The sequence below is a fragment of the Acinetobacter sp. BEC1-S18-ESBL-01 genome (assembly GCF_014169935.1).
In the GTDB taxonomy this organism is placed as follows: Bacteria; Pseudomonadota; Gammaproteobacteria; order Pseudomonadales; family Moraxellaceae; genus Acinetobacter; species Acinetobacter pittii.
Genome location: NZ_AP022302.1, coordinates 1,343,248 through 1,369,884, shown reverse-complemented (window position 1 = coordinate 1,369,884; position 26,637 = coordinate 1,343,248). Strand labels below are relative to the sequence as shown.

At 38.5% G+C, this 26,637-nt stretch carries 26 protein-coding genes; 8 read left to right on the top strand and 18 right to left on the bottom strand.

Annotated elements, in window-relative coordinates; translation table 11 throughout:
- The first annotated feature begins 36 nt into the window (after positions 1 to 36).
- From H7R46_RS06385 to H7R46_RS06370, 4 genes are all read left to right on the top strand, one after another.
- Positions 37 to 1,062: a methionine ABC transporter ATP-binding protein gene (locus H7R46_RS06385; RefSeq protein WP_005068470.1), complete on the top strand. Its 1,026-nt coding sequence runs from the start codon at positions 37 to 39 to the stop codon at positions 1,060 to 1,062.
- On the top strand, positions 1,059 to 1,754 hold the full coding sequence (locus H7R46_RS06380) for a methionine ABC transporter permease (RefSeq protein WP_002119707.1): 696 nt from the start codon (positions 1,059 to 1,061) through the stop codon (positions 1,752 to 1,754). Before H7R46_RS06385 ends, H7R46_RS06380 begins: the two co-directional genes overlap by 4 nt.
- Positions 1,755 to 1,906: 152 nt before the next feature.
- A complete protein-coding gene (gene gloB / locus H7R46_RS06375) occupies positions 1,907 to 2,638 on the top strand; it encodes a hydroxyacylglutathione hydrolase (protein WP_005068466.1) in 732 nt (243 codons plus the stop codon).
- A 360-nt stretch (positions 2,639 to 2,998) separates the two neighbouring features.
- On the top strand, positions 2,999 to 3,202 hold the full coding sequence (locus tag H7R46_RS06370) for a hypothetical protein (protein ID WP_002119766.1): 204 nt from the start codon (positions 2,999 to 3,001) through the stop codon (positions 3,200 to 3,202).
- A gap of 159 nt (positions 3,203 to 3,361) precedes the next feature.
- On the opposite strand, the gene H7R46_RS06365 is transcribed toward H7R46_RS06370, so the two are convergent.
- On the bottom strand, positions 3,362 to 4,660 hold the full coding sequence (locus H7R46_RS06365) for a dicarboxylate/amino acid:cation symporter (protein WP_182924247.1): 1,299 nt from the start codon (positions 4,658 to 4,660) through the stop codon (positions 3,362 to 3,364).
- Between the two features lie 457 nt (positions 4,661 to 5,117).
- Positions 5,118 to 5,678 (bottom strand): TetR/AcrR family transcriptional regulator, encoded by a 561-nt coding sequence (locus H7R46_RS06360; protein ID WP_005068462.1) that lies wholly within the window; start codon positions 5,676 to 5,678, stop codon positions 5,118 to 5,120.
- A 138-nt stretch (positions 5,679 to 5,816) separates the two neighbouring features.
- On the opposite strand from H7R46_RS06360, the gene H7R46_RS06355 reads away from it, so the two are divergent.
- Positions 5,817 to 7,019: an MFS transporter gene (locus tag H7R46_RS06355; RefSeq protein ID WP_005068460.1), complete on the top strand. Its 1,203-nt coding sequence runs from the start codon at positions 5,817 to 5,819 to the stop codon at positions 7,017 to 7,019.
- 39 nt (positions 7,020 to 7,058) lie between these two features.
- Here H7R46_RS06355 and H7R46_RS06350 read toward each other — a convergent pair whose 3' ends face one another.
- From H7R46_RS06350 to H7R46_RS06315, 8 genes are all read right to left on the bottom strand, one after another.
- Complete coding sequence (locus H7R46_RS06350; protein ID WP_032013134.1) at positions 7,059 to 8,210, bottom strand: sterol desaturase family protein; 1,152 nt, start codon at positions 8,208 to 8,210, stop codon at positions 7,059 to 7,061.
- 122 nt (positions 8,211 to 8,332) lie between these two features.
- The gene (locus H7R46_RS06345; RefSeq protein WP_005068455.1) at positions 8,333 to 9,223 is read right to left on the bottom strand and encodes a LysR family transcriptional regulator; all 891 of its coding nucleotides are present in this window, start codon (positions 9,221 to 9,223) and stop codon (positions 8,333 to 8,335) included.
- Between the two features lie 89 nt (positions 9,224 to 9,312).
- Positions 9,313 to 10,668, bottom strand: a complete 1,356-nt coding sequence (locus H7R46_RS06340; RefSeq protein ID WP_005068453.1) for an MFS transporter — start codon at positions 10,666 to 10,668, stop codon at positions 9,313 to 9,315.
- Between the two features lie 42 nt (positions 10,669 to 10,710).
- Positions 10,711 to 11,988, bottom strand: a complete 1,278-nt coding sequence (salA, locus tag H7R46_RS06335) for a salicylate 1-monooxygenase (protein ID WP_005068451.1) — start codon at positions 11,986 to 11,988, stop codon at positions 10,711 to 10,713.
- A gap of 177 nt (positions 11,989 to 12,165) precedes the next feature.
- The gene (locus H7R46_RS06330) at positions 12,166 to 13,539 is read right to left on the bottom strand and encodes a PQQ-dependent sugar dehydrogenase (RefSeq protein WP_005068449.1); all 1,374 of its coding nucleotides are present in this window, start codon (positions 13,537 to 13,539) and stop codon (positions 12,166 to 12,168) included.
- A 70-nt stretch (positions 13,540 to 13,609) separates the two neighbouring features.
- Positions 13,610 to 14,020 carry a PH domain-containing protein gene (locus tag H7R46_RS06325; protein ID WP_005068448.1) on the bottom strand — a complete coding sequence of 137 codons (411 nt, stop codon included), beginning with the start codon at positions 14,018 to 14,020 and terminating at the stop codon, positions 13,610 to 13,612.
- Between the two features lie 69 nt (positions 14,021 to 14,089).
- Positions 14,090 to 15,919, bottom strand: coding sequence for a DUF1302 domain-containing protein (locus H7R46_RS06320; protein WP_080631179.1), 1,830 nt, complete (start codon positions 15,917 to 15,919; stop codon positions 14,090 to 14,092).
- 100 nt (positions 15,920 to 16,019) lie between these two features.
- Entirely contained in the window at positions 16,020 to 16,625 is a 606-nt protein-coding gene (locus H7R46_RS06315; RefSeq protein ID WP_080631075.1) for an RBBP9/YdeN family alpha/beta hydrolase, read from the bottom strand.
- A gap of 290 nt (positions 16,626 to 16,915) precedes the next feature.
- On the opposite strand from H7R46_RS06315, the gene H7R46_RS06310 reads away from it, so the two are divergent.
- Positions 16,916 to 17,926, top strand: a complete 1,011-nt coding sequence (locus tag H7R46_RS06310; RefSeq protein ID WP_005068441.1) for an AraC family transcriptional regulator — start codon at positions 16,916 to 16,918, stop codon at positions 17,924 to 17,926.
- Between the two features lie 92 nt (positions 17,927 to 18,018).
- Here H7R46_RS06310 and H7R46_RS06305 read toward each other — a convergent pair whose 3' ends face one another.
- From H7R46_RS06305 to H7R46_RS06270, 8 genes are all read right to left on the bottom strand, one after another.
- The gene (locus H7R46_RS06305) at positions 18,019 to 19,029 is read right to left on the bottom strand and encodes a YeiH family protein (RefSeq protein WP_005068440.1); all 1,011 of its coding nucleotides are present in this window, start codon (positions 19,027 to 19,029) and stop codon (positions 18,019 to 18,021) included.
- Complete coding sequence (locus tag H7R46_RS06300; protein WP_080631178.1) at positions 19,022 to 19,330, bottom strand: Rieske (2Fe-2S) protein; 309 nt, start codon at positions 19,328 to 19,330, stop codon at positions 19,022 to 19,024. Before H7R46_RS06300 ends, H7R46_RS06305 begins: the two co-directional genes overlap by 8 nt.
- A 14-nt stretch (positions 19,331 to 19,344) precedes the next feature.
- Positions 19,345 to 20,001: a DsbA family oxidoreductase gene (locus H7R46_RS06295; RefSeq protein ID WP_005068437.1), complete on the bottom strand. Its 657-nt coding sequence runs from the start codon at positions 19,999 to 20,001 to the stop codon at positions 19,345 to 19,347.
- Positions 19,998 to 21,347, bottom strand: coding sequence for an MFS transporter (locus tag H7R46_RS06290; protein WP_005068436.1), 1,350 nt, complete (start codon positions 21,345 to 21,347; stop codon positions 19,998 to 20,000). The genes H7R46_RS06295 and H7R46_RS06290 overlap by 4 nt, the downstream gene beginning before the upstream one ends.
- 117 nt (positions 21,348 to 21,464) lie before the next feature.
- Entirely contained in the window at positions 21,465 to 22,517 is a 1,053-nt protein-coding gene (locus H7R46_RS06285; protein ID WP_004791385.1) for a 3-keto-5-aminohexanoate cleavage protein, read from the bottom strand.
- A 60-nt stretch (positions 22,518 to 22,577) separates the two neighbouring features.
- Positions 22,578 to 23,426: a TauD/TfdA dioxygenase family protein gene (locus tag H7R46_RS06280; protein WP_005068433.1), complete on the bottom strand. Its 849-nt coding sequence runs from the start codon at positions 23,424 to 23,426 to the stop codon at positions 22,578 to 22,580.
- An 11-nt stretch (positions 23,427 to 23,437) separates the two neighbouring features.
- A complete protein-coding gene (locus tag H7R46_RS06275; RefSeq protein ID WP_005068432.1) occupies positions 23,438 to 24,424 on the bottom strand; it encodes a quinone oxidoreductase family protein in 987 nt (328 codons plus the stop codon).
- A 135-nt stretch (positions 24,425 to 24,559) separates the two neighbouring features.
- On the bottom strand, positions 24,560 to 25,312 hold the full coding sequence (locus H7R46_RS06270) for an aspartate/glutamate racemase family protein (RefSeq protein ID WP_005068430.1): 753 nt from the start codon (positions 25,310 to 25,312) through the stop codon (positions 24,560 to 24,562).
- 280 nt (positions 25,313 to 25,592) lie between these two features.
- On the opposite strand from H7R46_RS06270, the gene H7R46_RS06265 reads away from it, so the two are divergent.
- Complete coding sequence (locus H7R46_RS06265; RefSeq protein WP_005068428.1) at positions 25,593 to 26,165, top strand: nuclear transport factor 2 family protein; 573 nt, start codon at positions 25,593 to 25,595, stop codon at positions 26,163 to 26,165.
- Positions 26,132 to 26,626 (top strand): chalcone isomerase family protein, encoded by a 495-nt coding sequence (locus tag H7R46_RS06260; protein WP_005068425.1) that lies wholly within the window; start codon positions 26,132 to 26,134, stop codon positions 26,624 to 26,626. Before H7R46_RS06265 ends, H7R46_RS06260 begins: the two co-directional genes overlap by 34 nt.
- The last annotated feature ends 11 nt before the right edge of the window (positions 26,627 to 26,637 follow it).

Below are 26,637 nucleotides of genomic sequence, written 5' to 3'. Positions count from 1 at the left end.
TGCCTGTTTTTTCTTTTTAGCATAGTTTTTGACGACATGATTCAATTTAAAAACATTTCAAAGCACTATCAGCTTAAAGGCCAAACCATACGAGCTCTGGACCAAATTAATTTGGAAATTCCTGAAGGGAGTATTTATGGTATTATTGGCTATAGTGGTGCAGGTAAAAGTACTTTAATCCGCCTGATTAACTTACTTGAACGACCAAATGAAGGTCAGGTTATCATTAATCAAAAGGACTTCACTGCTTTGGATGCGCGTTCATTACGTCAGGAACGTGCAAATATTGGTATGATTTTTCAGCACTTCAATTTGCTACAAACCAAAACGGTTGCTGAAAATATCGAAATGCCAATGCGTCTGCTGAATTACAATAAAGCAGAACGTGAAAAGCGCTTAAATGAGTTATTGGAGTTCATTGATCTTAAGCATAAAAAAGATGCTTATCCTGATGAACTTTCTGGCGGCCAAAAGCAACGTGTCGGTATTGCTCGTGCTTTGGCAAATCATCCAAAAATTCTTTTGTGTGATGAAGCAACCTCTGCCCTAGACCCACAAACAACCAAGTCTGTTTTAGAGTTACTCAAGAAAATCAATCAAGAGCAAAAAATCACAATCGTTATGGTGACCCATGAAATGGATGTCATTGAAACTGTTTGTGATCATGTAGCTGTGATGGAAGCTGGTAAAGTCATTGAACAAGGTTCAACGATTGATATTTTTAGTAATCCTCAACATCCGACGACTAAAAACTTTATTCAAACTGTGTTACATCAACAGTTGCCTGTGAATATTTTAAATCAACTCGAAAATCAGCATCACCATAGCATCTACTGTTTACAGTTTTTGGGCCGTTCTGCTCAAGAACCTGTAATTCAGTCACTGATTAAACAATTTGATATTAGTTTAAATATCTTATTCGCTAACATGACTGAAATTAACGGTACTGTCATTGGTCAAATGTTTGTACAGCTTCTAGGTGAGCCACAGTTGATTAAACAGGCTATCGAGTTTTTAGAGAAAAATGAAGTGAGTGTAGTTCAATCAGGAGATCAAGTATGAGAGATTTAATCGTACAGTGGTTAACTGAACTTACTCAACCTTTCTGGCACAGTTCTCTTTCAATTGACCAGTTTGTAACAGCTCTACAAGAAACATTTCACATGGTGTTTTTTGCGCTTTTATTTGGTGGTATTTGGGGTTTCATTCAAGGGGTTATCTTGCTTGTAACTCGACCAGAAGGTATTTTGCCAAATAGATTCGTCTATCATTTACTCAACCCAATTGTAAATGCGTTACGCTCTCTCCCATTCATTATTTTACTTATTGCAGTGATTCCTCTTACCAAGTTATTGGTAGGAACTTCAATTGGTACATGGGCTGCGATTGTCCCTTTAACAATTTACGTTGGTCCATATATGGGACGTTTGATTGAAACTTCCCTACTCGAAGTAAATGAAGGAATTATTGAATCTGCTCAGGCGATGGGTGCTACACCTTGGCAAATTATTTACCGCTTTATTTTGCCAGAAGCACGCAGTTCACTCATTTTAAACCTCACAACAGCGACAATCAGTTTGATTGGTGCAACAGCAATGGCTGGTGCAGTGGGCGCAGGTGGTATTGGTGACTTAGCAATCTCTTATGGTTACCAACGTTTTGATACAAGCGTTGTAATTTTAACAGTAATTGTTCTATTGCTCTTAGTACAGATTGTACAGACGCTAGGTAACTGGCTCTCTAAGATCCGTTAAATTACTCATATAAAAAGCTCCCTAAATGGGGGCTTTTTTGTTTTATATACATCGTTTTCATAAAAAGGTTGAGTGAGTGGCTTAATACCATTTTCTGTTATTATCGAAAACAGTGATTACTTATTCTTTGGATTTGGTTTTAGGATAAAACAATGCGTTATAGAATTCATTTTATTGATGTACAGAATGCCCTCCAAAACTATATCTGGATTTTAGAAGATACTGAAACCCAAGAGGCTGTTGCAGTTGATCCAACAGAAGCTGATCTTGTGACTCAATTTTGTCAAAATTATCAACTCACTTTAAAACAAATCTGGCTCACTCATTGGCATAAAGACCATATCGGTGGTGTAGCGGATTTAACGGCTGGCCAAAATATTACTGTCTATGGTCCACGTGATGAGCTCTCAAAAATTCCGGGAATTACTCACCCCTTACAACATGACGATCATTTAAAATTTAATGATTTAAAAGTAGAGATTATCGCGACCCCAGGTCACACCTTAGGGCACATTGTGTATTTTATTGAAGAGTTAGAAGCTGTATTCTGCGGTGACACTTTGTTTGCAATGGGATGTGGACGATTATTTGAAGGTACGGCTGAACAAATGTATCACTCACTTAGTCGTTTAGCAGCGCTACCAACACAAACCAAAGTTTATTGTACGCATGAATACACGCTTTCAAATGCCGAATTTGCCTTAACGGTAGAGCCGCATAACCACGCCTTATCTGAACGAGCTGAAGAAGTTCGTGAGCTACGTAAACAAGGATCAATCACCCTTCCGAGTACGATTGAACTCGAATTAGCCACCAATCCTTTTCTTCGTGCAGAAAGTGCTGAAGACTTTGCTCATTTACGTGCACTTAAAGATAACTTTTAAAGTTAAAGCCTCTCCTTTTAAGAGATACAGTTTCATTTTAAAAACTGTATCTTTTTGCATAGTGCACGTTGATCGTAATTATTTTTTACATTTAGTATCTTCATATTTATTCATATTTTTAAAAATTCCCTCGAATTTATATTTTCTTAAAAACACGCCAACAAACAATCCATTAAATAAAAAGTTTTATTTTTTAGTTACATAACACCACCATATTTTTATAAAAATGAAAACTGTTCTTTCTCTATCTTACTTTTTTTACAAGTTGCAAAATAAAACAAAGTTTTCCCCCTTTAAAAAATCTAATTAAAACCCTATTAATAAATAAGATGTAATGCCACGGATAGAAGGAGTTCTCACGTGAAAAAGGTTGTTAAAGCTAAAAATTTGATTGCGTTTCGTATTTGGTTAGAAAAGTTAGGGTATTCAGTTAAAAATCTTGCTGATGGAAAAGGTTTTACTTTTAGTTTTAAAAAAGAATATGGTTTAGTGACCTGTGATTTAGCAGGTAATTCATTAGCGATGCAATTAGGTGAAGAGTTTGAGGATCACTTAAAAGCATAATTTTTTACGACTCGATTTACAGTATTGTCTTTTTGAAAGATAAGTAATATTGCAAAACTTTAGAATGGTTTAATTAAAATATATTGTTAGATATTAAACAAAAAATCTGTAGCGGGGCTACTCTCCCAAATTGCCCTCAGCTACAGATTTTTTATAAGATTATTCTGCTTTAGGATTCTTTAAAGCTTTATCTAAAAGATCTTTATCTAAAGCTTTATCCCATCGTGCTACAACAATTGTTGCGCAAGCATTACCAACTAAATTTGTTAATGCACGGCACTCTGACATAAAACGGTCAATACCAAGAATTAAAGCCATACCTGCTACAGGAACCGCCGGTACAACCGATAGAGTTGCAGCCAGAGTAATAAAGCCTGCACCAGTCACCCCTGCTGCACCTTTAGAACTTACCATTGCCACAAGAAGCAATGCAATTTGTTCACTAATTGATAAGTCAACATTACACGCTTGTGCGATGAATAGAGCCGCCATAGTCATGTAGATATTTGTACCATCGAGGTTAAATGAATAACCTGTCGGAATCACCAAACCTACCACCGATTTTTCACAACCTGCTTTTTGCATTTTATCCATTAAAGATGGTAAAGCTGCTTCAGAAGAACTTGTCCCTAAAACCAACCAAAGTTCATCTTTGATATAACGGATTAAATGAATAATTGAGAAGCCATTGTAACGGGCTACTGCTCCTAGGATCACTATGACAAACAATACCGCTGTAATATAGAATGTCATAATTAATAGTAATAAATTACCAATTGACTCGATTCCATATGCACCAATGGTAAAAGCCATTGCACCAAAAGCACCGATTGGAGCCAGCTTCATTAACATACCAACAAGGTAAAAAACTGGAGCTGTTAAGTTATTTAAGAAGTCGGTAATTGGACGTGCACGGTCACCCAATGCAGCCAAAGAAATACCAAATAACACCGCCACAAACAGAACCTGCAAAATCTCGCCACCTGCCAGAGGGCTAACTAGAGTTTGCGGGATAATATTCATGAAGAAGTCAGTAATATTTGTTGCATGCGCCTTTTCAACGTAAGTATTTACTTTATCGTTGACTAAGGTAGCGGGGTCAATATTAAGACCTTTACCTGGTTGGATAATATTTGCCACAATCATACCAACTACTAGCGCCAAGCTTGAGAAGGTAAGGAAATAAAGCATAGCTTTACCACTTACACGGCCAACTCGGCTCATGTTTGTCATACTGGCAATGCCTGTAACAACGGTTAAAAAGATGACGGGAGCAATAATCATTTTAACGATCTTGATGAATGCATCACCAAGCGGTTTTAAACTTTCGCCAAGTTCTGGGTAAAAATGACCAATTAAAATGCCCAAAATAATTGCAAAGATGACCTGTACATACAAAATTTGGTGAAACTTCTGTTTTTTCTGTACCGTTTCTTGGTCAAGGGTATTGAAATCCATTATCTAAATACCTTTTCGATGGGGATAAAAAAATAAAATATAAAGCGTGCACCACAAGCTGCTTTATCAAGGAAAAGCCATTGTAAAGAATAAAAAACGGCCTGTGTTATAAATTTAAAAAATGTCAAATTCAATAATCATGCAATAAATTATATAAAATCATTTTAATTTTCTAGTTTTAAAAAATAAAAAAACAACCAAAATTCGTTATAAAGCATTATTTAATCTTAATATTTTAAGTAAAAACATGCACAAAAATGGCTGTAGAAGTTTAATTGTCTCATACCAGCACAACATTTACTAAATAAATGATTTTATAAAAAACATGTAAATTATAAATTATGAAAATTTAGTTTAAAAATAATAAGAAAAATTGATATATAATTTTTTAACAAGATAAAGTGTCTCTTTTTTGTTAAAAAAATCCTACTAATAGGCTTTGATAAATTAATTCAAATTAGGGAGCGTTAAATAACCGTCCCAATAAAATGTGGACGTAATCTAAGCTTAAGGTACGTTCAGTGAATAAGATGCGAAATAGCATAGGGGCAATAACAGCTTCGATAATTTCTTCATTATTTATAGTGGGTTCATTACGCGATTTAGCTCTGGCTTGAATAATATCAAGTTGTTGAATAATTAAGGTTTCACATTTTCTTGCATTTGAAGAGTCGGCTGTATATAGCACATCACGCAATAATGTTTGACCAACTTCAGAAGAATACTCCTCAAAATATTGTTCAATCCATGCAGTGATATCTAGCTGAAATGAACCTAAATCTTTTGGTTCCATATCAGGTTTAAGTTCATTTAGGGCTACATCTGAAAATAGCTGATTAATATCGCCCCAACGGCGGTAAATTGTCGAAGGTGTTACTCCTGCCTCATGAGCGATCATAGGTATGGTAATCTGGCTCTGCTCTAAGGTTTTTTGAAGCTCTTTTACCGCTTGGTGCACCGCAGTTTGAATTCTTTCACTACGACCGCCAGGACGTAAACCAGTAACAACTTTTGCCATTTATAAACTCTGTAAAAGGAATCAAAAAATTTATAAATATTTATATCTATATACAAAATACACTAAAGCTAAAGATTTGCTTTAGTGTGAAAATAATGTATAAAAGCTAAATATTCGCTTTTATGTTATTCATCTTATATGAACAATTCAAGTTCAAAACGGTCTGGATCAGTTTTTCAGTTAGATAGTGCAAGTGCATTGACACTCAATACAATCACGCTCATGACTTTTATGGCAGCGTCTAGTGCACCGACTCCACTTTATCGTCTATACCAACAGCTTTGGCAATTTTCACCTGTCACTTTGACTTTAATTTTTGCAACTTATGCTTTTACTTTGCTGGGTTCATTACTGATTATTGGTTCTTTGTCTGACTATATTGGACGTCGTCCTGTCATTATTGCAGCCATTTTTCTGCAAATTATTTCGATGAGCTTTTTCTTATTTGCTTCAGATGTTTCGATGTTATTTATTGCACGGGGCTTACAAGGAATCGCAACAGGGCTTGCTGTCTCGGCTATAGGCGCAGCAATTTTAGATTTTAGTAAGCTTCAGGGTTCGCTTATTAATAGTATCGCACCAATGGTCGGCATGGCTGTTGGTATATTTCTAACTTGTTCTATTTTGCAATTCTCTGCCCAACCGTTACAGCTTGTTTTTGAATTTTTATGTTTTCTTCTTATTTGTGAACTCATTTTAAGTTTTTTTACTCCTGAAACAGCCCAAAAGAGATCGGGTGCTCTTGCCTCTTTAAAGCCCAATATGGCTATTCCTCCACAAACAAAAAGTGCTTTATTGAGTATTAGCCCTATTAATATTGCTCTTTGGATGGTCAGTGGTTTCTTCCTATCACTTATGCCCTCTTTACTGGCAAAAATTTTCCATACTTCATCTGCATGGCTAAACGGTGTTATGTTTATAGCGCTAGCACTCTCAGGTGCGGCAGGTATATTAACGCTTAGAAAGTCGACAAATTATCGTATTTTATTAATAGGTACTCTTTCAATTGCTATTGGTTCAACTGTTTTATTTTTAGCAATTAATCTTACAAATGCAGTAGTTTTATTTCTTGGTTCTATTATTACGGGTGTGGGTTTTGGTACAGCTTTTATGGGCGCAATCCGCACAGTAATGCCTCTAGCTTTACCAGAAGAACGTGCAGGACTTATGGCTGCATTTTTTGTTGAAAGTTACTTGGCATTTAGTATTCCTGCAATTTTAGCTGGTTATTTTGTTGGGAAAATTGGGCTGATGAGTACAGCAAATAGTTATATTTGTTTTATTATTCTACTATCGTTTGTCGCGCTTCTTCTGATTTTTAAAAACTTTAAAAGTAAATAAGCCTATAAAAAATAGCCTCTATAGAGGCTATTTTTTATTTCATTGGTCACGCCAAGGTTTTAAAAATCGCTTTACATACTTTTTAAATGGCCACGTAAATTGTTTTATAAAACTATTTGGAATTTTATAACCCACCGTGCCATACACGCTTGCTAGATGATTTGGCATATATACACTTTTGAAGATGACATCATATAGAGGAATAAAGGCAGCGTAATTTTTATCAATCGCAGGTTTTTCTGAAGAGTGATGCCAATGGTGGAATTCTGGCGTAGCGATAATCCAGCGCAAATATGGAAAACGAAAACGTACATTGGAATGAATGAAAATAGCGTGAAACGAAATAAAGATTAAATAAGCAAAAACAGCTGAAGTATGAAAACCTAACAGGAAAATCGGTAAAGTTGCAATAAAGCGAGTCATGAGCACTTCAATGACATGTAAACGAGAAGATGCTAACCAATCCATATATTCAGTCGAATGATGAATCGCATGAAAGCGCCATAAGAAATTAACCTCATGCATGGCACGATGTAACCAATACACCGTAAAATCGACTACGATGAGCAATTCGATAAATTGCAGCCAAATCGGCTGAGCTTGTACATAAGGTACAATTGGATTATCAGGTAGATGTGTAATCCAATATTGAATTGGCATAACCGTTAAAAAACTGAATAATTGAATGCCAATATGGCTGACCATAAAATATTTCATATCGGTCACCCACCCTACTCTTAATATTTTTTGTTCAGGATTTTTAGCAAAAAAACCTTCGAGAGGAATAAAAATGAACGCTAAAATGAATAAGGTCAGTACGAAATAATCGATACCTGCATAAAACGGTACACTTGGCAAAACGGGTACTTCAATTACACCACAGCCCAAAACTGCTGCTACAAGTGAAAAACATAGTCCGTAAAATCCATATCGGTTTTGACGGATAATGGCACTAAATGCACCGAAACCTGCACTAACAATAATGCCTGTGATCAGGCCATAATAAAAAAGATTATAGTGTTTTGCGTAAATAGGACGGAGTTCTGGGGTCGTTAATACACTGGGAAATAAAAAACATAATGCACCAAACAGACAAAGTAAGCTGAGTGACATTGAAATAAAGGCGCTGATTTTCCCTAAACCTGCGTTCAGTTCTAAATTCTCAAATTTTGCTCTTAATTGATCTGTCATAATTCATATACAATTCTTATTGTGTATAACGCGAATGCTATCAAAATTTAATAATAAATTGGAAAGAACTTTAACTTCTCAGATCAAAGCCCTTAATCTGAAAATAAAATTTTAAATAGTTCTTATAAAACTTCAAATATTTGGCCGACAGATTGAATCAGCCATTTTCTGGCAATAATATCATCACTACGATTAAACCAATTCAAGCTCACTTTAAAAGAATCCATGGCAAAAGGTAATTCAAACATTTGGACATTACCATGTGCTAGATAATGCCGAGCTGCTCGTGACGGTAAAGTTACCAACATATCTGAACTCTGCAAAACACCTTGTAAAACACTAAAATGTGGAACCTCTAAACGAATTCGTCGCTTCAAATCCATTGTTTTTAAATATTGCTCAACTTGGATATGCCCTGTCGATGACTTGATAGCAATATGATCTTCTTGTAAATATTGCTCTAACGTCAGTTGCTGTTGTAGCCGTGGATGGTCAGCTCTAGCAATGCATACATATCTTTCTTCAAATAAAGTACGCGTTTCTATTTTGGGCATTATGGTCTGTGTACTATTAAATACGGCTAGATCTAAAAAGCCATCAATAAGCCACTGTTCAACCTTAGATGACTGAATCTCTTCAATCTCAATTTGAATATAGGGCGCTGTTTTCTGTAAAAAAGCCATAAGACTAGGCAAGAGACAAATCTCCCCTGCATCAGAGAGTCCAATTCGAAAAGTTTTATTTGAGTTTTCAGGATGAAATTCCTGTGCTTGAGCAATCGCTGACTCAATATTAAAAATTGCTTGATGAAAAATTGGATAAAGCTCATGTGCAACTTTTGTCGGTTCGACCCCACCTCGACTTCGAGTAAATAACTCGTCATTTAACTGACGGCGTAAACGGTTCAAATTATAAGTCACTGAAGGCTGGCTCAAATTCAATTTATCAGCAGCTTTACTAATATGCCGAGACTCGTAAATACAGACAAAAACTTTAATCAAACCTAAATCCATGGTTCTGATCCTTTAAATACTCTAAACAAAGACTTTAACTTCTTTGTTTAGAGTTTAGTCCCTTTTATAGGAATAAAAATGCTTAATTCTTATGGAGATATACTTGAATTTAGCATTACACGTTTAGTTCGATTACAAATACTTATGGCAATAACACTTAAGGTTGCCAGTACGCAAGGAATGGCTAGTGCGATAAAATTATATTCAATCGGTAGATGTAAACTTAAAAGCCAGCCGCATAAAATCGGACCTAGAATCGCCCCAATACGACCTACACCCAAAGCCATACCAATGCCAGTACTGCGAATTGGTGAAGGATAAAACTGAGCCATATAAGCTAGCAATAAAATTTGCCCACCGATAGACGCTGCGCCTGCAATGGCAATACAGAGATATAAAATGACCATAGGTAAAGCATAGCTCAGCAAGTAAAGTGAAATTGCACCCGCCAAGAAAAGTGAACAAATGACTTTGCCTAAATGAAAACGATCAGCAAAGTATCCTCCACCGATTGCACCCAACATCCCACCCAAGTTTAGCGCCAATAAAAAGACCAGACTGGTTGATAAATCATATCCGGCCTCGACCATAAGTTTTGGTATCCAGTTACCGAGCGCATACACCATCAGTAAAGCCATAAATACACTCAGCCAGAAAAACACAGTGACTAAAGCACGGTTTTCGGTAAAAAGAGCAACAAAAGGTCGAACCGCAGTTTGTTGATTTTCTTGGTGTAATACGATGCTTGTATGATCAGCTATGTTTTGTTCTGGTGCTAGCTGTTGAAGTACATCACGAACCTCATTCCATTTTTTCTGGCGAACTAGATAATCGATTGATTCGGGTAAAAATTTCCAAATAATAGGTAATGAAATAAGTGGAATACCCGCCAAAATAAACATGATTTGCCAACCAAATTTAGGAACTAACCACATGCCTAAAAGCGCTGAGCTCATGCCACCAATCGCATAGCCACTAAACATGAGCGATACCAAAGTTGATCGTAATTTCTTTGGGGCAAACTCGGTCATTATGGCAATAACATTTGGCATTACACCGCCCAAACCAAGGCCGGCAATAAAACGATAAATGGCAAACTCTTTAGGACTGTTGGCAAAACCACATAACACCGTAAAACCGCTAAAAATGAAGACACACAGTATAATTAAACGCTTACGGCTAAAGCCATAGGACTCTAATTTGTCGGCCAAACTGCCGAAAATCATTGCACCAAACATCATGCCAAATAATGCAACACTGCCCAGCAATCCAGCAGTCATACTATCTAACTGCCAATGTTGCATGAGCTTAGGCAATGCCACACCATAAATGACTAAGTCATAGCCATCAAAAATAATAATGAGCGCACTCAGCAAGATCACCCGCCAATGTAATGGTGTTAATCTTGCATCATCAATCAATTGATTTGCATTTAGTTTTTCCATAATTGCTTTCCTTAGCAAATTGTGTGTAAAACAAAAATTTATTTAAATGGTTGCCATTCCTAGCTGATGTAATTGTTGCTGTGCTTCTGCAACATCCTGTTCTAGGTCATGTTGCCATAACCAATCAAAGCGATGCTCAAGATGTTCGCCAATTTGGGCAAACGTTGGGTACTGAGTTGAATAACACTCATAAATTTCGCCAGACTCACGAGAGGTTTGCTGAACACGACAAGCACGTTTTAAACGGAGCTTTTCATATATCGAAGACACATCGGTTAACTGATCTGCTTGTAAGTGTTTTGTCGACAATAAGGCCGCAAGAATTAATGCATCTTCAAGACCTTGGCCTGCTCCAGCACCTTGGTGAGGTAACATGGCATGTGCAGCGTCGCCCATGACAATGACATGACCTGAGGTACTTTGATAAGTCGAAAGTTCTTCAATTTCATGTAAGGCCCAAATGGTAGGCTGTTCAATTAAACCGAGTAATGTTTGGCAGCTTTCACTCCAGTCTGAAAAATCGGAAAGCATTTGAGCTTTATCGACAGGCTTAGTCCACGGTGTATCGGCTGGTAGTATTGTATCTTCGCGGTTTGAGCAGAAAGCAACGATATTAATTTGCTCTCCCTTACGAATTGGGAACGTTAAAATATGTTTATCTTTACCCAATAGCATTTGGGGAATATCTGCTAAATCTGTATCGCCATTTACTTGTTGCAAAGCTTCTTTAAATGAAGCGTGAGAAATAATGCCACGATAAGCCCAAGTTCCTGAAAAACGTGGATGAACTAGTGGTAAATGATGAGAAGCTAAAACATATTGGCGAGCCACAGAGCGGATACCATCAGCCCCTATCAAATAATCGCACTTATGCTGACTACCATCATTAAAGTGCAAAATCACCTGATCATCTTGTTCTTCAATCGTCTCTAGGCGTTTAGAAAAATGGACATTTTGCGTAGGCATGTGAGGAATAATGGCATCAAGAAAATCAGCACGATGAACAGATGACTGCCCTACACCTGTCGCGATCGATGCCGATAAATATTCATCGGTATAACCATTGCGCCATTGAAACCAAACATCTTGAAATGGTGGCGATACTTTATCTGCAATTGCATGATATTCGTTAGCTAAACCTAACAGTTCAATGGCTTTGACAGCATTAGCACCAAAAGAAATCCCTGCCCCAATTTCAGAAAACTGAGGTGCAGATTCAAACATTTGGACATCTAAATGGGCGTGTTTACTTAAATTACTTGCTAAAGCCAGACCAGCAATACCGCCACCGACCACGGCAATTCGAATATGTGTATTCATGTGTTTGTTCCTTAAACAGCATTATCGTTTTCACATATTCATTTTTGAGAAGTTGGCTTATAAAGTCCAATTAGTATTTTTTTTGTTCAATTATTTAAAAATTAAATAATAGCCATTTGGGCGAGCCTCTATAAATTCTAAAGGCCGCCCATGCTAATAAATGATTGTTAACACACTTTATGGTGTGCCTGGCGGGGTTCCAATAGCATATTTCATTGGAGCTTCATAATTTGTCTCTGCAACTGGCGAAACGCGCCAAATCGTATTGCCCACATCATCTGCAACTAACACAGCACCTGAGAAATCAATAGCCACACCTACAGGACGACCATACGCTTTGCCTTTATCGCTGAGGAATCCAGTCAAGATATCTTGCGGTGGACCAGAAGGTTGACCACTTCTAAATGGGACAAAAATAACTTTATAACCACTGTGAGGCTTACGGTTCCAAGAACCGTGCTGACCGATCAATGCACCGCCTCTAAATTGCGGCATGAGTTCTGCTGCATAAAATGTGAGGCCTAAAGAAGCCGTATGGTTGCCTAGAGCATAGTCTGGTTTAATTGCACGGGCAACCATTGCTGGATTTTGTGGTTTAACTCGTACATCAACATGTTGACCATAGTAGCTGTAAGGCCAACCATAAAAAGCTCCATCTTGAACTGACGTCATATAGTCGGGTACTAGGTCACTCCCAATTTCATCGCGCTCATTAACCACCGTCCAGAGTTTTCCACTTTGAGGTTGCCAAGCCATACCATTTGGATTACGCAGACCTGTTGCAAATGGGCGTGACTGACCACTTGCGATGTCAAACTCCGTAATTTGTGCTCGGCCTTTTTCTTGATCTAAACCATTTTCAGCAACGTTACTGTTAGAACCAACGGTAATGTACAACTTGGTACCAGCTGGGTTAGCAATCACATTTTTGGTCCAATGGTGATTTAAAGGGCCACCCGGTAAGTCCAACACTTTGGTTCCACTAGCCGTAATTTGAGTTTCACCTTCATGATAAGGAAAACGCACCAGTGCATCTGTATTGGCGATATATAAGTTATTACCGACCAATGCCATACCAAATGGAGAATTTAAGTTTTGAAGAAATAGCGTTTTCTGGTCAGCAACACCATCCCCGTTGGTGTCACGAAGTAAGCTAATACGGTTTGCACTTGGATGAGATGAGCCTGCACGTCTCATCACAAAAGACATAATTTTACCTTTAATCCCTTTGCTGTCTTCTGGTTTAGGCGGGGCATCCGTTTCAGCAACTAATACATCGCCATTTGGTAATACATAAAGCCAGCGTGGGTGTTCAAGTCCTTTGGCAAATGCTTTGACCTTTAAACCTTCTGCTGGTTTTGGCATTACCCCACTCGGCCAGCCTTCTGCTGGAGCTATATTAACGGTTGGTAATAGGCTTGATTTAGGCTCAGGTAATTTTGGATCTGGCCCATAACTGTCGGTAATTGGATATTGAGAGGATGAAGCGCATCCAGCTAATGTAATTAAAACCGTAGTGCCAAAAATTGGCAGTAAAAAACGTGTCGCCATGGGTTATCTCCATTTATTTTTTGTCGTCATGGAAATAGCGTAATTTATGTTTGCAATTAAACAAGCAACTTTAATGGAGTCTTTTGTTTATGGCTTGAAAAAAACGTTCTTTATCTTTTGGTGAAATCATCACTGAAGTAATTTCTCCATTTTTCATATAATAAATTTTGAGTCGATCTAATGAGAGTGCTGGAGATGAAAGTGGATTATGAGTAGGCTCTATTTCGGTAATATCATCAATATTAATTTTCCATCGGAATACCAAACTATTAATAATTAAGGTGTTGTTTTCTACTAGATAATAGGTATTAAAGATGGGAAGCCAAATAAGAAAAATGATTAAACTATAAATGACGAGATGTGGAAAATTTGAAGCTAAAGAATAATGATGATTTGCTTCATAAATCTTCATAAGGATATTGGCAGTGATAACAACAAATATTAATAAAAGCCACCAATCAATTTCTGATCTAAATTTCAAAAGTTATCCTCCACATCTAAATATCATTTATAACGAGTATTTCTATATATTTTTTATAAAATAATTGAACTAAAAATTAGCTTTAAATGTTAATGATACAAAATCTCGATCATCTATCGTGCTAAATTCATTAGAACCAAAAAAGTTATTATAGGCAATCTCTGTTGTATATTTTTGCTGATAAGTCATAGATAACGCCGCACTTACACTCATTTGCCCTTCTTGAAAGTTTTGGCTATATCCATAAACATCATGTCTAAAACTAAGACTGGGCGTAATCACTGTAGAGGGTAAAATATCTTGATAATTTAATGCACCCCGTAATCGGTAGCCAAATGACCATTCATTAAAAAATCCTTTTTTATTACAAAAGCGTTCATTTAAATTGTCTATTTCTGTATTAGTAAGATGAGCTGTACCATACGGCGTACATTTAAAATCGCCTGTTTCAGGATTATAAGCACCTGTTGAAAGCTCACTACGGCCAAATGCGCCTGTCCGTCCAATCCGATGATTACCAATATCTGCAATATGGTTTAAGGCAAACTCTGTAGACCATGTCATCGAGTTTGCGCCCCAAATATTGAATATGCTATCAGTTGCTCCAACTGAAAATTGTGTTACGGGCAAGCGTACATATCCTTGAATATATTGACCTAATTCAACAGTTTTTCCCGGCGGCGCAAATGGTGTTCCTTCCGATAGCACTTGAGCATAGACAATGTCTGTACCGTTTAGTTGTAAAGGTTGATTAGGTTTGTGGGTTAACTCACTAAAAACAGTTGCTGTTCCAACTTTCCCAGTCAAACTTAATCCAAACATTTTGATATTTTCAGGATAGATAGAAAAATAACTCGCGGTATTAAAATGTTCAGGTCCCGATGCCGTTACAGCGGTTCCATCAAAGTTTGCATTACGGCTATGGTAGTTCGCATAGTAAATACCTAGCTCAGCATTATTTAAACTTGGTAATGTCTGTTTTAAAGCAATACCATATTGGCCATTGTCCTTTGCTTTTCTACTTTCTGCACGTGGAATATAGGTACGTAAACGAATTGCGGTATCTGATAATTTATCTCCACCTCCAGCAATCAGAACTGGACCTGCGTTTTCGGGGACAAAGTCTGAAATCTCAAAGAAAGTTCCGCTACCATCAACAACTGAAGGTCTAAATTTAAATTGATAGAACCCTTCTATTTTCAAATTTTTATTAATGCTTGTTTCGAATGAAAACATTTCGGTTGGAATAATTCTTTCTTTTGCATCACCACCCGGTCGATTGATTGCAGCAAAATCAAAGGCACTCACCGAATTTAAACCGTTTTGAAAAAACTGAGATTTCCCCCAATTTAAAGTCTGTTTGCCTAATTTTAAATTGATGCTTTTTCCATCGTCTAATTCAAAATCTTTCCATATATAGGCATTCCATAAATCGATACCTTTGAACTTTGCGAGCCTTGGCCACGCTGAATCATTAAAGGGTTTAAAGTCTCCGTGTCCTGTCTCATAAGCATGGTCATACCAGTATTTAGTGCTAATGACCGCACCCTGCTGTTTTCCATTTAGTTTAACTTCAGTTATACCTCTGATAATCTGTGAAATAGCATCATATTTACTAAAATTCATACGCCCATCATCACCATTCACATCAATGCTAGCGCCTTGTTTACCTATTTTGTTTGCGTCAGGCCGATAAAGTAATGGAACGGATGGATCTTGCGTACTCCAACTGGCTCCTACGCTTAATGTCGTCTTTGTATCGAACTTCCAGTCTTTATCAATATCAAAACTGGCTGCATTTGCTTTAGACATGAATAAAATTAGGCTTAATGAAACACCTATTTTTTGAATATATAGAACGTGATTATTTCTTTGATTTAAATAGACGTACTGACCCATCATATTATCTCCCTATAAATATGATTTTTTTATTTATTGCTTATTACTCAAAGCCATCCATTGGCTTTAAATGGTTTACATAAGCAGGTATTTTTTTGCACTAGGCTGGTTGTTCGACCTGATCTAACTGTTGAATGAATTGTTCAGCTAAAGGCCAATAGCCAAAGCCAGATGCAGGGTTTAAATGTCCTACTTCACCCAAATTTACGAGTTGACTCCCCCACTTTTCTGCCATTTCACTTACAACTTCATAACAAGCTAAATGGTCATTGGTGCTTGCAACCAAAATGCTGGGGAAAGGTAGTGTTTGATCTGGTAAAGGACTCCATCCTTCTTGATGAAGTACGGTTGGGCTTGGATAATTTTCTGGCCAGCTTTTGTTTAAGTCAGGTGGAGCTACAAGTAAAGCACCCTGAATCGGTCTTTGATATTTCGCAGCCCAGTGTATTATCATCAGCACGCCTGCGCTGTGTGCAACCAAAATGACAGGCCCTTGTATTTGTTCGAGTTGTGCCTGAATAGCAGCAACTCTATTTTCACAATTGAGTTTATTGGTTTGCACAGGTGGTACAGAGCGAACCTTGGCTAGCTTTGTTTCTAAGATTGTTTGCCAATGCTCGGGAACATGATCGCGTAACCCCGGAATAATTAAAATTGTTGCTTTGGTTTGTATTTTTTCCATTTCAACGCCTGTGAATTTTGCCATCTAGGATGCATAAGAATTTTTATAAAACTCCACTCACAATAAAGGCTCATTTCAGTTAATGGTGTACATAAGACGTCACGGACTTTTCATTTGACGACACATCTTTTTAAAATTTCTTAAATTAATTAAAATAGTTTGTGTAATTACAAATGAATTAAAAGAACAGATTTAAAATTGATTCGACATCACGATTAGGCTTTTAAATAAAAGCTTTTGTAATGTAGATATTTTAGTTATAACTAGATATGAGCTGTAAGGAATATGGCTGATTAAGAACAGGAGATAATAAAATGGTGCCTCTTGCGCATACCGCCTCTTTAAAAAATTATTTGGCAGTTGCTCAGCAATTAGATCTAAATCCCTACCATTTATTATCACGTGTTGGGCTTAGCCAAACTCAATTGAATGATCTTAAACAACGTATTCCTGTAGATAAAGCCATTACCTTGCTTGAAGACTCAGCCCAAATGAGTAATTGCGATGTTTTCGGTTTACATATGGCAGAGCAACGCGAAATCGCGGATTTCGGTGAACTGAGCTTATTATTAAGCTACCAATATACCTTGAGAGAAGCGCTACAAACGATTGTTCGTTATAGGAATTTACTCAATAACTCACTTGAAATATATATAGAAGAGATTGACGATACTGTTGTTATTCGAGAAGAAGTTATAACCACAACTTGCGGATATAGTCGCCAAGCGACGGAACTTGCTTTAGGAATCACCCATCGTTTTTGTGCAGCACTCATGATGCAAAAATGGCGGCCGTTAAGTGTACACTTCACTCATAACCCGCCCAGTGATTTAACTTTGCATCGGCGGATTTTTGGCTGTGCGCTCGAGTTTGGTAGTGACTTTAATGGCATTGTTTGTACGGCGGCCGAACTTGATACAACAAACCCTCAAGCAAATTTGGCTATGGCCAACCATGCGCAGCGTTATTTAGATATTTTGCAAAATAGCAATGAATCGACCATGATTTTTGATATTCGTAAAAGTATTTATCTTCTTTTGCCAATGGGCCGCGCTACGATTGATCAAGTCGCTCAAACACATGGTATTCACGTACGGACTTTACAACGTCGATTAGAAGAAGCTCAGACGAGTTTTAGTGGTTTAATGAATGAAGTACGCAAAGATCTCGTATTTCGTTATTTAAAAAATCTAAATTATTCACTTGCTCAAGTGTCTGATATTTTAGGTTACTCAATGCCGAGTTCTTTTACGCGCTGGTTCATTAGCCAATTTGGTATGTCACCGAATATGTGGCGTAGTCACAATAAAGCCCTGCTCAATTAATTTCTCTTTATTTAAAGCCAAATAAAGTCATTTAAAATATAAGGAAGCTGGAGAACGACTCCAGAACTTCCTTAAAAATCTAATTTTTAAAATTAAAACCACAAGCGCATAAGTCCAAGAACCAATACCACTAAAAAGATGCTTTCACCGATCATTAAAAGAATCGGTTTAATGCCGACAGATGCTAATTCTTTTAACTGAGTTTTCATTCCTAAAGCACTAATTGCAATGACTAAAAACCAGCGTGATAAATCATTGATCCCATTTTGAACCATAGCAGGCACCCATCCTGTACTGTTAATACAAGCGAGTAGTAGAAAGCCAACAGCAAACCAAGGCAGTAATGGTGGCCGCTCCCCAGTTGAATCTACACCTTGCATGCGAGTAATCATGGCTGCACAAACGATTACTGGAAGCAGCATGGCCACACGCATAAGTTTAACTACAGTCGCTGTATCCCCCGTTTGAGTAGACATGCTATAACCAGCGCCGACCACTTGCGCCACATCGTGAATCGTAGCACCAAGAAACACACCAGCCGCTTGTGGCGATAACTCTAGCCACTTCGCAATCATCGGATAGACAATCATTGCAAATGTTGAAAGTGCCGACACGCCAATCACGGTAAACAAGGTCGCTTTTTCTTTTTGCGGATGATTTGGAAAAGCAGCCGATAGTGCCAGTGCGGCTGAAGCACCGCAGATTGCCGTTGATCCACCAGTGAGCATGCCAAATAGTTTTTGGAAACCTAAAATTTTAGCGGCAATAACAGAAACGGCGATTGTGACAATAACCAGAGTGACAACTAACGCAACAGGTTGCCAACCTAGTGCGGTAATTTGCCCCAAAGTTATACGCATGCCGAGTAACGCGATACCCATTCTGAGCACACTACGTGCGGTAAACTCGATACCAACCTTACATTTACTTTCAGCCGCTAAAAAATTTACACTCATGCCTAGTAACAGAGCAAATAACATGACTGGCGCGCCATAGTGCTCTGATAAAAAACAGGCAGCCGCTGCAACGACCGAACTGACCACAAAACCTGGTGCTAATTCTCTTGTACGCTGGGAAAAATTTTTCAAAACTAAACTACTCATGATTTTCCCCACAGCCCATCACAATAAATACCTTGTCCTCGATTACTTCTACGGGATAGGTTGCAACTTTGAGCTGAGAGGAATTAACCAAACAGCCACTTGTTAAATCAAAACGTAGACCATGGGCACAGCACTGAATTACTCGTCCTTCAAGACGTCCACTAAATAGCGATGCGCCCTGATGAGGACAACTGTCATCGATTGCATAAAATTGAGTCGCGACGTTAAATAGTGCGAGAGTTTTATCTCCAATTTTAAAAAAAGCCCGCTCACCTGAATTCGGTATTTTCTCGAAAGGCACTTCAAATCGGTTAGTCATATCAACTCTCCTTGTGCCAGCATTGCCTCTTGCATCGCTTTATAAAGTGCATCTGCTGATTGCGCGCCCACTAAGGCAGAAGCCCGATCAAAAATAAAGTAAGGCACGCCATTACCTCCTGTACTTCCAGAGATAAAATCTTGATGGTCTTGAATAAGCAAATCTTTGATCAGTTCACGTGGGAAACCACAGCGTTTCGCGATTTTGTATAAAGTGGTGGTATTTCCGATGTCTAACCCATCATAAAAATATGCAGCAAAGAGTTGTTCTAACAACGCATTGCACTGATCAGGAGTCCCGATCTTTAAAGCTTTATCAAATAAGCGATGAGCTTTAGCCGTATTTGGCATCCGTTTAATCTGTTCAAAATCGATCTTGAGCCCAACTTTATGTGCAGCTTTATTGACCTGTTCTTGTCTTATGCGAACTGCTGTCAAGCTACCTAACCGTTTCAAATAAAACGTTTGAAACGGTACACCTTCAACAGCTAAATCAGGTATGAGCTGAACACCTCGCCAGTGCACGACAACTTTGACTTTAGGGTAAAGCTGATAAAATCTATTTATAGCGATCAGTAACTGACGTTTTCCGATCAAACACCAAGGACAAATAAAGTCAAAAAATACATCAATGTGTAATTGCCGAATCATCATTTGTTATTCATCCCGCATTTTTGTATTTGGTTACCTGAATGATTTTTAAGCTCAGTTATTCCTTGCAGCTCAAAGCGTGCGATATCTTTGTGATAATGGCGTTTGGCATAAAAAAAAACGGCTGCAGCTACAATACTGACCAATGGCATGAGTTGAAATGCGCTATGTAAACCAATCACATCAGATACTTTGCCAACCACTAAAGGACCAAGAGCTAAACCAAGAAAATTGTTAGCTAACGTGAGTGTTGCAAATGCAGAGCCATGAACTGAGTTATGTGTGAGATTGGCCACCATGGCACTAGATGGCCCATTGGTTCCTAGGGCAATAAACATTCCGAGGCAGATGAGAAGTAACTGGTTACGTCCCACAGGCATCGCAAAAGCAATTAATAAAAGAACACAACCGAGCAAGCAGTATGTAATCGCTAAACTGACCTTACGATCTGGACAATTACGGCCCAAATAATCACACAACATGCCGCATAGAATTGTGCCTACTGCACTACATAGCAAAATGACCGCTGCCATCACGCCTGCCTTGTCGGTACTCATGCCGTAATAGCGATTGAGATAACTCGGCATCCAGACAATCACTGTGCCACCAACAAATAATTGCAGACCACTACCAATGTAAGTGGCAATGACTGAACGACTTGAATATAAAGTTTTTAAAGGGCTTTTAATGTGCTGGGTTTTACTACGAATTTTATTTTGAGGTGCTGCATTTATTCTGTTTTCTTTCACTAAAATTGGATATAGAAAGGCCAAAATGAGACCAAATAAAGCAATTCCTCCAAATGCCCAACGCCAACCGAAATGCTGTGCGAGTACACCACCTAAAGCCACACCCAAAAACGAGCCAAATACGCCACCTGCCATAAAAGCACTGGCAAGTGTTGCACGCATTTCTCGTGGAAAAACAGCTACAACCACCGCGATTCCAACGCTGCCATAAGCAGCTTCACCCACACCAACCATAAAACGAGCAATAAACATTTGCTCATAATTTTCAGCCAGTGCACATCCTAAAGTCGCCAAACTCCATAACGTCGCCATAATGGCCAAGCTTTTCACTCGTCCAAAACGGTCTGCCATTAAAGACAACGGCAGAGTCAATAAACCCACCATTAACGCCACAATGCCACTGAGCAAACCTAACTGGCTATCGCTGAGCAACCACTCATTTTTAAGTAAAGGAAAAACTGCGTTTAAGACTTGTCGTGACATGTAATCTGAAATGAGCAGACCAAATGTCAAAGCAAAAACAAGCCATGCATAACGACGAGGTATACTGATTGACGTATCAACATCGCTCATCTGATCTGAATACTGATGTGCATTCATACGACCTCCTTGTATTTTTTATAATTTCTATTTAGCTAGTGCAGCAACGCACTTTTAAAATCAAAGCGAATAAGCTGCACTACAATTGAGGTCTAAGTTCCGTTAGACCTTGTCACATTAGTTACGTTGCGGCACGCCCTTTTGCCCTGCTTTACGATTGGGTGCCATACCATTTGCGATTAGGGTTTCTTCAATACTGTTGTATTGCACCCCAATACGATAAATTTCACGGGCTTCTTTTCCTGAGGCAATTTCACGGCCTAATTCATGGGCAATCCGAACGGTTTGCTTAATTTGCTCTACAGATGAAAAACGGCGTCCGTGATGATCAATGATCGTGTCTTCGTTACCCACACGGGCATGTAAACCCATTGCCATCGACATCGTATTAAAAGGCAATACATTTTTGAGCAGAGATTCTGATGTCAAAGTACATCCATCAGGTACGCGATGAATAAAATTAAAGAAATTAAATGGGTTTGGACCATCAAAACCGCCACCGATTCCAATCCAAGTTAAGTTTAACGGCCCCATGTACAACCCTTTACGCACCATACGTTCTAGCGTCTCAAGTCCATGCATACCGGTTAACTGAAAGTGCGGTTGAATATTGTTTTTACATAAGCGCTTAATGTGTTCAGTTACCCATGCAGGCCCTGCTGGCACAGTCATTTCTGCATATGCTGCTTGAGTCGCAGGATGTGCCAATGAAGTCCCTTCTAAATATTCAGGATAGAGCAATTCCATAATATTCATTTGTGTGGTGTTAATTGCCACCGTAACCTGATCGGGCTTTGGTGTAAGTTCAGCCAACATATGTCGAGTGTCATCACTTAACCATAGAGCTGCCTCACCTTCGCTCTCTGGTGCAAATGAAATCGAACCGCCTACCTGAATAATCATGTCAGGCACAGCTTCACGAACACCTGCGATAAGTTCATTAAATTTTGACAAGCGCTTAGAGCCTTTGCCATCAAGCTCACGGACATGTAAATGCAGCACTGTCGCGCCTGCTTCATAGCACTCAACCGCTTTTTGTATTTGCTCATCCATGGTCACAGGAATATCTTCTGGAAAGTCTTCTGGCATCCATTCGGGTCCATATGGCGCAACCGTGATTACCACTTTTTCCATATTTTCCGGGTGCAATGAGTCGTCAAAGAATTGCATGTGCATCTCCTCATATATTTTTAGAATTTTCAAATAGATAAAATTATTTAGCCAATAACCTTAATAGGTTGCGTCACCAATAATGCCGGCCCGCTCCATTTTTCGGTGGCAAGGTGGGTAATCCATGACTGCATAATGTTGTGTGCTGCGGTTATCCCAGATGGCAATGCTGTTAGGCTTCCAACGCCAACGCACTTGAAACTCTGGAATATAGGCTTGAGAAATTAAGTAACGTAGTAGTTCAGCTGCACCTGGACTGGCATCTTGTCCAAATCTGACGCGCTCTTTGGTGTGATAGTTACTGAAGTGGGTTGTGAACGCGTTGACGTATAAAATTTTCTCGCCCGTCTCAGGATGAGTACGTACCACTGGATGCTCAGCATCAGGAAACTTTGCTTTTAAGTCCAAGCGTTTTTCAAGTGGCATAGCCGCGCCAAAACTCGCTTCTATGCTGTGATAAGCACGTAAGTCTGCAATCTTAGCCTTAATATCGTCGGGTAAAGACGCATAGGCCATGACCATATTGGTCCACATAGTGTCACCACCTACAGGTGGGCATTCAACACAGTGCAGCACACATCCCATCGGTGGAACCTTGCGCCAGCTTGCATCGCTGTGCCAAGCATTTTCATAACGATCGACAGGACTTTCCGGATGTTTATAGATCTGCACCAAACCCGGATAATCAGGATGGCTGCCTACCGCGGGATGATCTTCTAATTGTCCAAATTTTTCTGCAAATGCGACATGATCCTGACGGGTTAAGTGCTGATCTCGTAAAAACAACACACGATGTTTAAGTAGTTGTGTGCGAATTTCAGCAAATAATCCATCATCATAAATCGCATCAGCAAGTTTGACGCCACTGAGCTCTGCACCAATATTGCAAGTTAACTGTTCAATTTGCATAAGAAATCCCTTCAAATTACAAAGATTGATGAACCTATTGTTTTACGTGCTTCCAAATCACGATGAGCTTGTACGGCATCCTTTAGCTCATAGCGCTGATTAATTTCAATTTTGATTCGTCCATGTCGAACATGATCAAATAATTCATTTGCCAGTTCTTTCTTCTCGACAGGATCTGCAATGTAATCTGCCAAAGCTGGACGTGTGACAAACAATGATCCTTTTACGGCAAGTAATACTGGGTCAAAAGCAGGAATTGGACCAGATGCTGTTCCTACGCAGACCAACAAACCACGGCGTTTGAGAGAGTCTAATGAACTCATAAAAGTAGCTTGACCGACACTATCGAAAACGACATTTACACCCACGCCGCCTGTTAACTCACGTACACGCTCCGCAACATTTTCATGGCTGTAGTTAATGACATGATCACAACCATGAGCTCGCGCTACGGCAGCTTTTTCTTCTGAAGATGTGGTACCAATAACAGTCAAGCCAAGTAATTTAGCCCATTGAGAAACGATCAGCCCAACACCACCTGCGGCTGCATGTAATAAAATTGAATCGCCCGCTTTAAAGTCATAAATACGGCGCATTAAATAAGCAGCGGTCAACCCTCGCATGGTCATGGCTGCCGCTGTTTCACAAGAAATTTCTTCGGGTAATTTAATTAAAGCATTTGCTGGAATTAGACGGTGGGTACTATATGCACCTAAGGTATTTAAAAAACCTGTATAAGTAACTCGATCACCTACTTTAAGCTGAGTCACTCCTTCGCCTAAAGCTTCAACGACACCTGAAGCTTCGACGCCCATGCCATTAGGCATTGGAATTTGATAGGTTCCATTACGAAAATATGTATCGGCATAATTTAAACCGACTGCCACATGACGTAGGCGTACTTCCTCTGCTTTTGGATCTCCTACTTCTACATCTTCATAGCGCAATACTTCTGGCGTTCCTGTTCCATAGAAACGTATAGCTTTCGTCAACATCATGTCCTATTCCATATTTTGGTTTTTTATTGAGTGCCTATAAAAGCAATAACCAAAATTACAACAGTTAGGATATGGCCACTTTACATTTGACGACACAAGCTTAACGTTTAATGACAAAGGATATTCCAAATATTGCTAAAGAATACTCCCAGCAATTGCAGCAGACTTATGTAGATTGGCGCTATTAGAGTTTTTATTTTCGTTTAAGCTAAAACTGACCGCCTCTTTTGCATGAATGGTGGTCGTATCAAATAAAGGAACCGCGAATTTAAGCTCACCAATTAACATACAAATTTCAGTACAACCCAAGATAACGCCTTGGGCGCCTTCAGCTATAAGCCTCTCTACAATAGCGATGTACTGTTGCTGAGAATCTGGGTTGATCACGCCTAAACAAAGTTCTTCATAAATAATGCGATGAACTGTCTTTCGGTCGGCTTCATTTGGAATAACAACATCAATTCCATAATCCTGCAATCGAGCTTTATAAAAATCTTGCTCCATTGTAAAAGCAGTCCCTAACAATGCAACTTTACCAATGTTTTGACTCAAAATTTCTTTTGCAGTTGCATCAGCAATGTGTAAGAAAGGAACCGTAATTGAATCTTCAATCTGTGCAGCAACTTTATGCATGGTGTTAGTACACACCAAAATACAATCTGCCCCTGCTTTTTCTAAATTTTGTGCTTGCTCAGCTAAATATGTGCCAGCTTCTTGCCATAAACCCTTCGCTTGCAAGGCTGCTATTTCTTCAAAATCAACACTATTAATAATGACCTTAGCTGAGTGCAATTTTCCTAATTTATGATGAACCATTTTATTAATTTTCTGATAATAAAGCGCTGTCGATTCCCAACTCATTCCACCTAATAAGCCGATTGCTTTCATTATTGAATCCTTCTATTTATGTAAAATTTATCTATATCTCTTATGGGTAAAGCGCAGCTAGAATAAAATTGCTTTCTTAAATTTTTTCTTGCTTATCTTATTTATTAATCTTAAACGCTGTGAAGTCGATAGAAATTTTTAAGTTGATTAAACCTAGTTTATTAAATTTCCAAAACAGAAAACGCTCTCCATTAAACCCAAATCATAAAACATAAGAATTCACGCAAAATTCACGACCAGCTCTTTAATTTGATCTTATAAAGTTGGCTTGGATATCGACATGAAAATTATAACTACAGCCCTAGGGTTGATTATTTTGGTAGGTTTAACGGCGTGTAAAAGTGTGCCTAGTTACTCAGGTGACTATGGCAAAGCTGAACAAAAAATTACTGGTATAGAATTAGATGACCAACAGGCGCTAGATGTCGGCAATCGTTTTGTCGCTGCATTTAATACGCTCGGCACTCCTTCTTTTGTAAATAATGCTAGCAATCTTTACGCTGATCAGCTCTATATCAACGATACACTCTCGCAGTTCTCTCAAAAGAAAGATCTGATTAAGCATTTTGAAGGCATGAATGCCCGAGTGAATAATGTCACGGTAAAACTCATTAGTGTAACTCATCACCAAGATACAGCCTACATTCATTGGTACATGACCTATGACTTTAAAATGTTAGGTCGCTCAAAAACCATGGCTTCTTATGGAATTAGTCAAATTAAGATTAATGAGCAACAAAAAATTATTTTCCAGCAAGATTATTGGGATCCGGCAAATGGCCTTTACCGTTCTTTACCAATATTTGGAGGAGTATATAAATGGATATTGCCGTTCAAAAAAGTCGAATCTTGATATTTCTGGGAATCTTAATCGTATCTCAAGCGAATGCGGCTGAACTAAAAAAATGCAGTTCAGCTCCTTTAATGGTGACGAGCAAGAAAGTGGGAAATGTCAGTTACTTTGCTGAAGATTGCCTAAAAAATTGGCAGAACCAAAGCATCAAAATGGACTTTAGCTATAACCGCGATATTCCCGAGTGGGCATTTAAACGCGCAGCCACCCACTTTTTGAAGAAAAATGTTAGCGGCTTTGATGCTAAATCTCCGCTTAATCATATTAATGAACTATATAGGCCAATTAAGAGTGGAGATCTTTATAGTCTCTATTATCAACATGAAAATCAAAAACTAGAACTGAAATTAAACCAGAAGCTACTCGGTTCTTTGAACAATCCGAATGCAAATCAATATTTTAAAATCTGGTTTGGTAGTGACCCGTTTAATGCTAAATTAAAACAACAATTATTAAATTAATGGCTTAATAA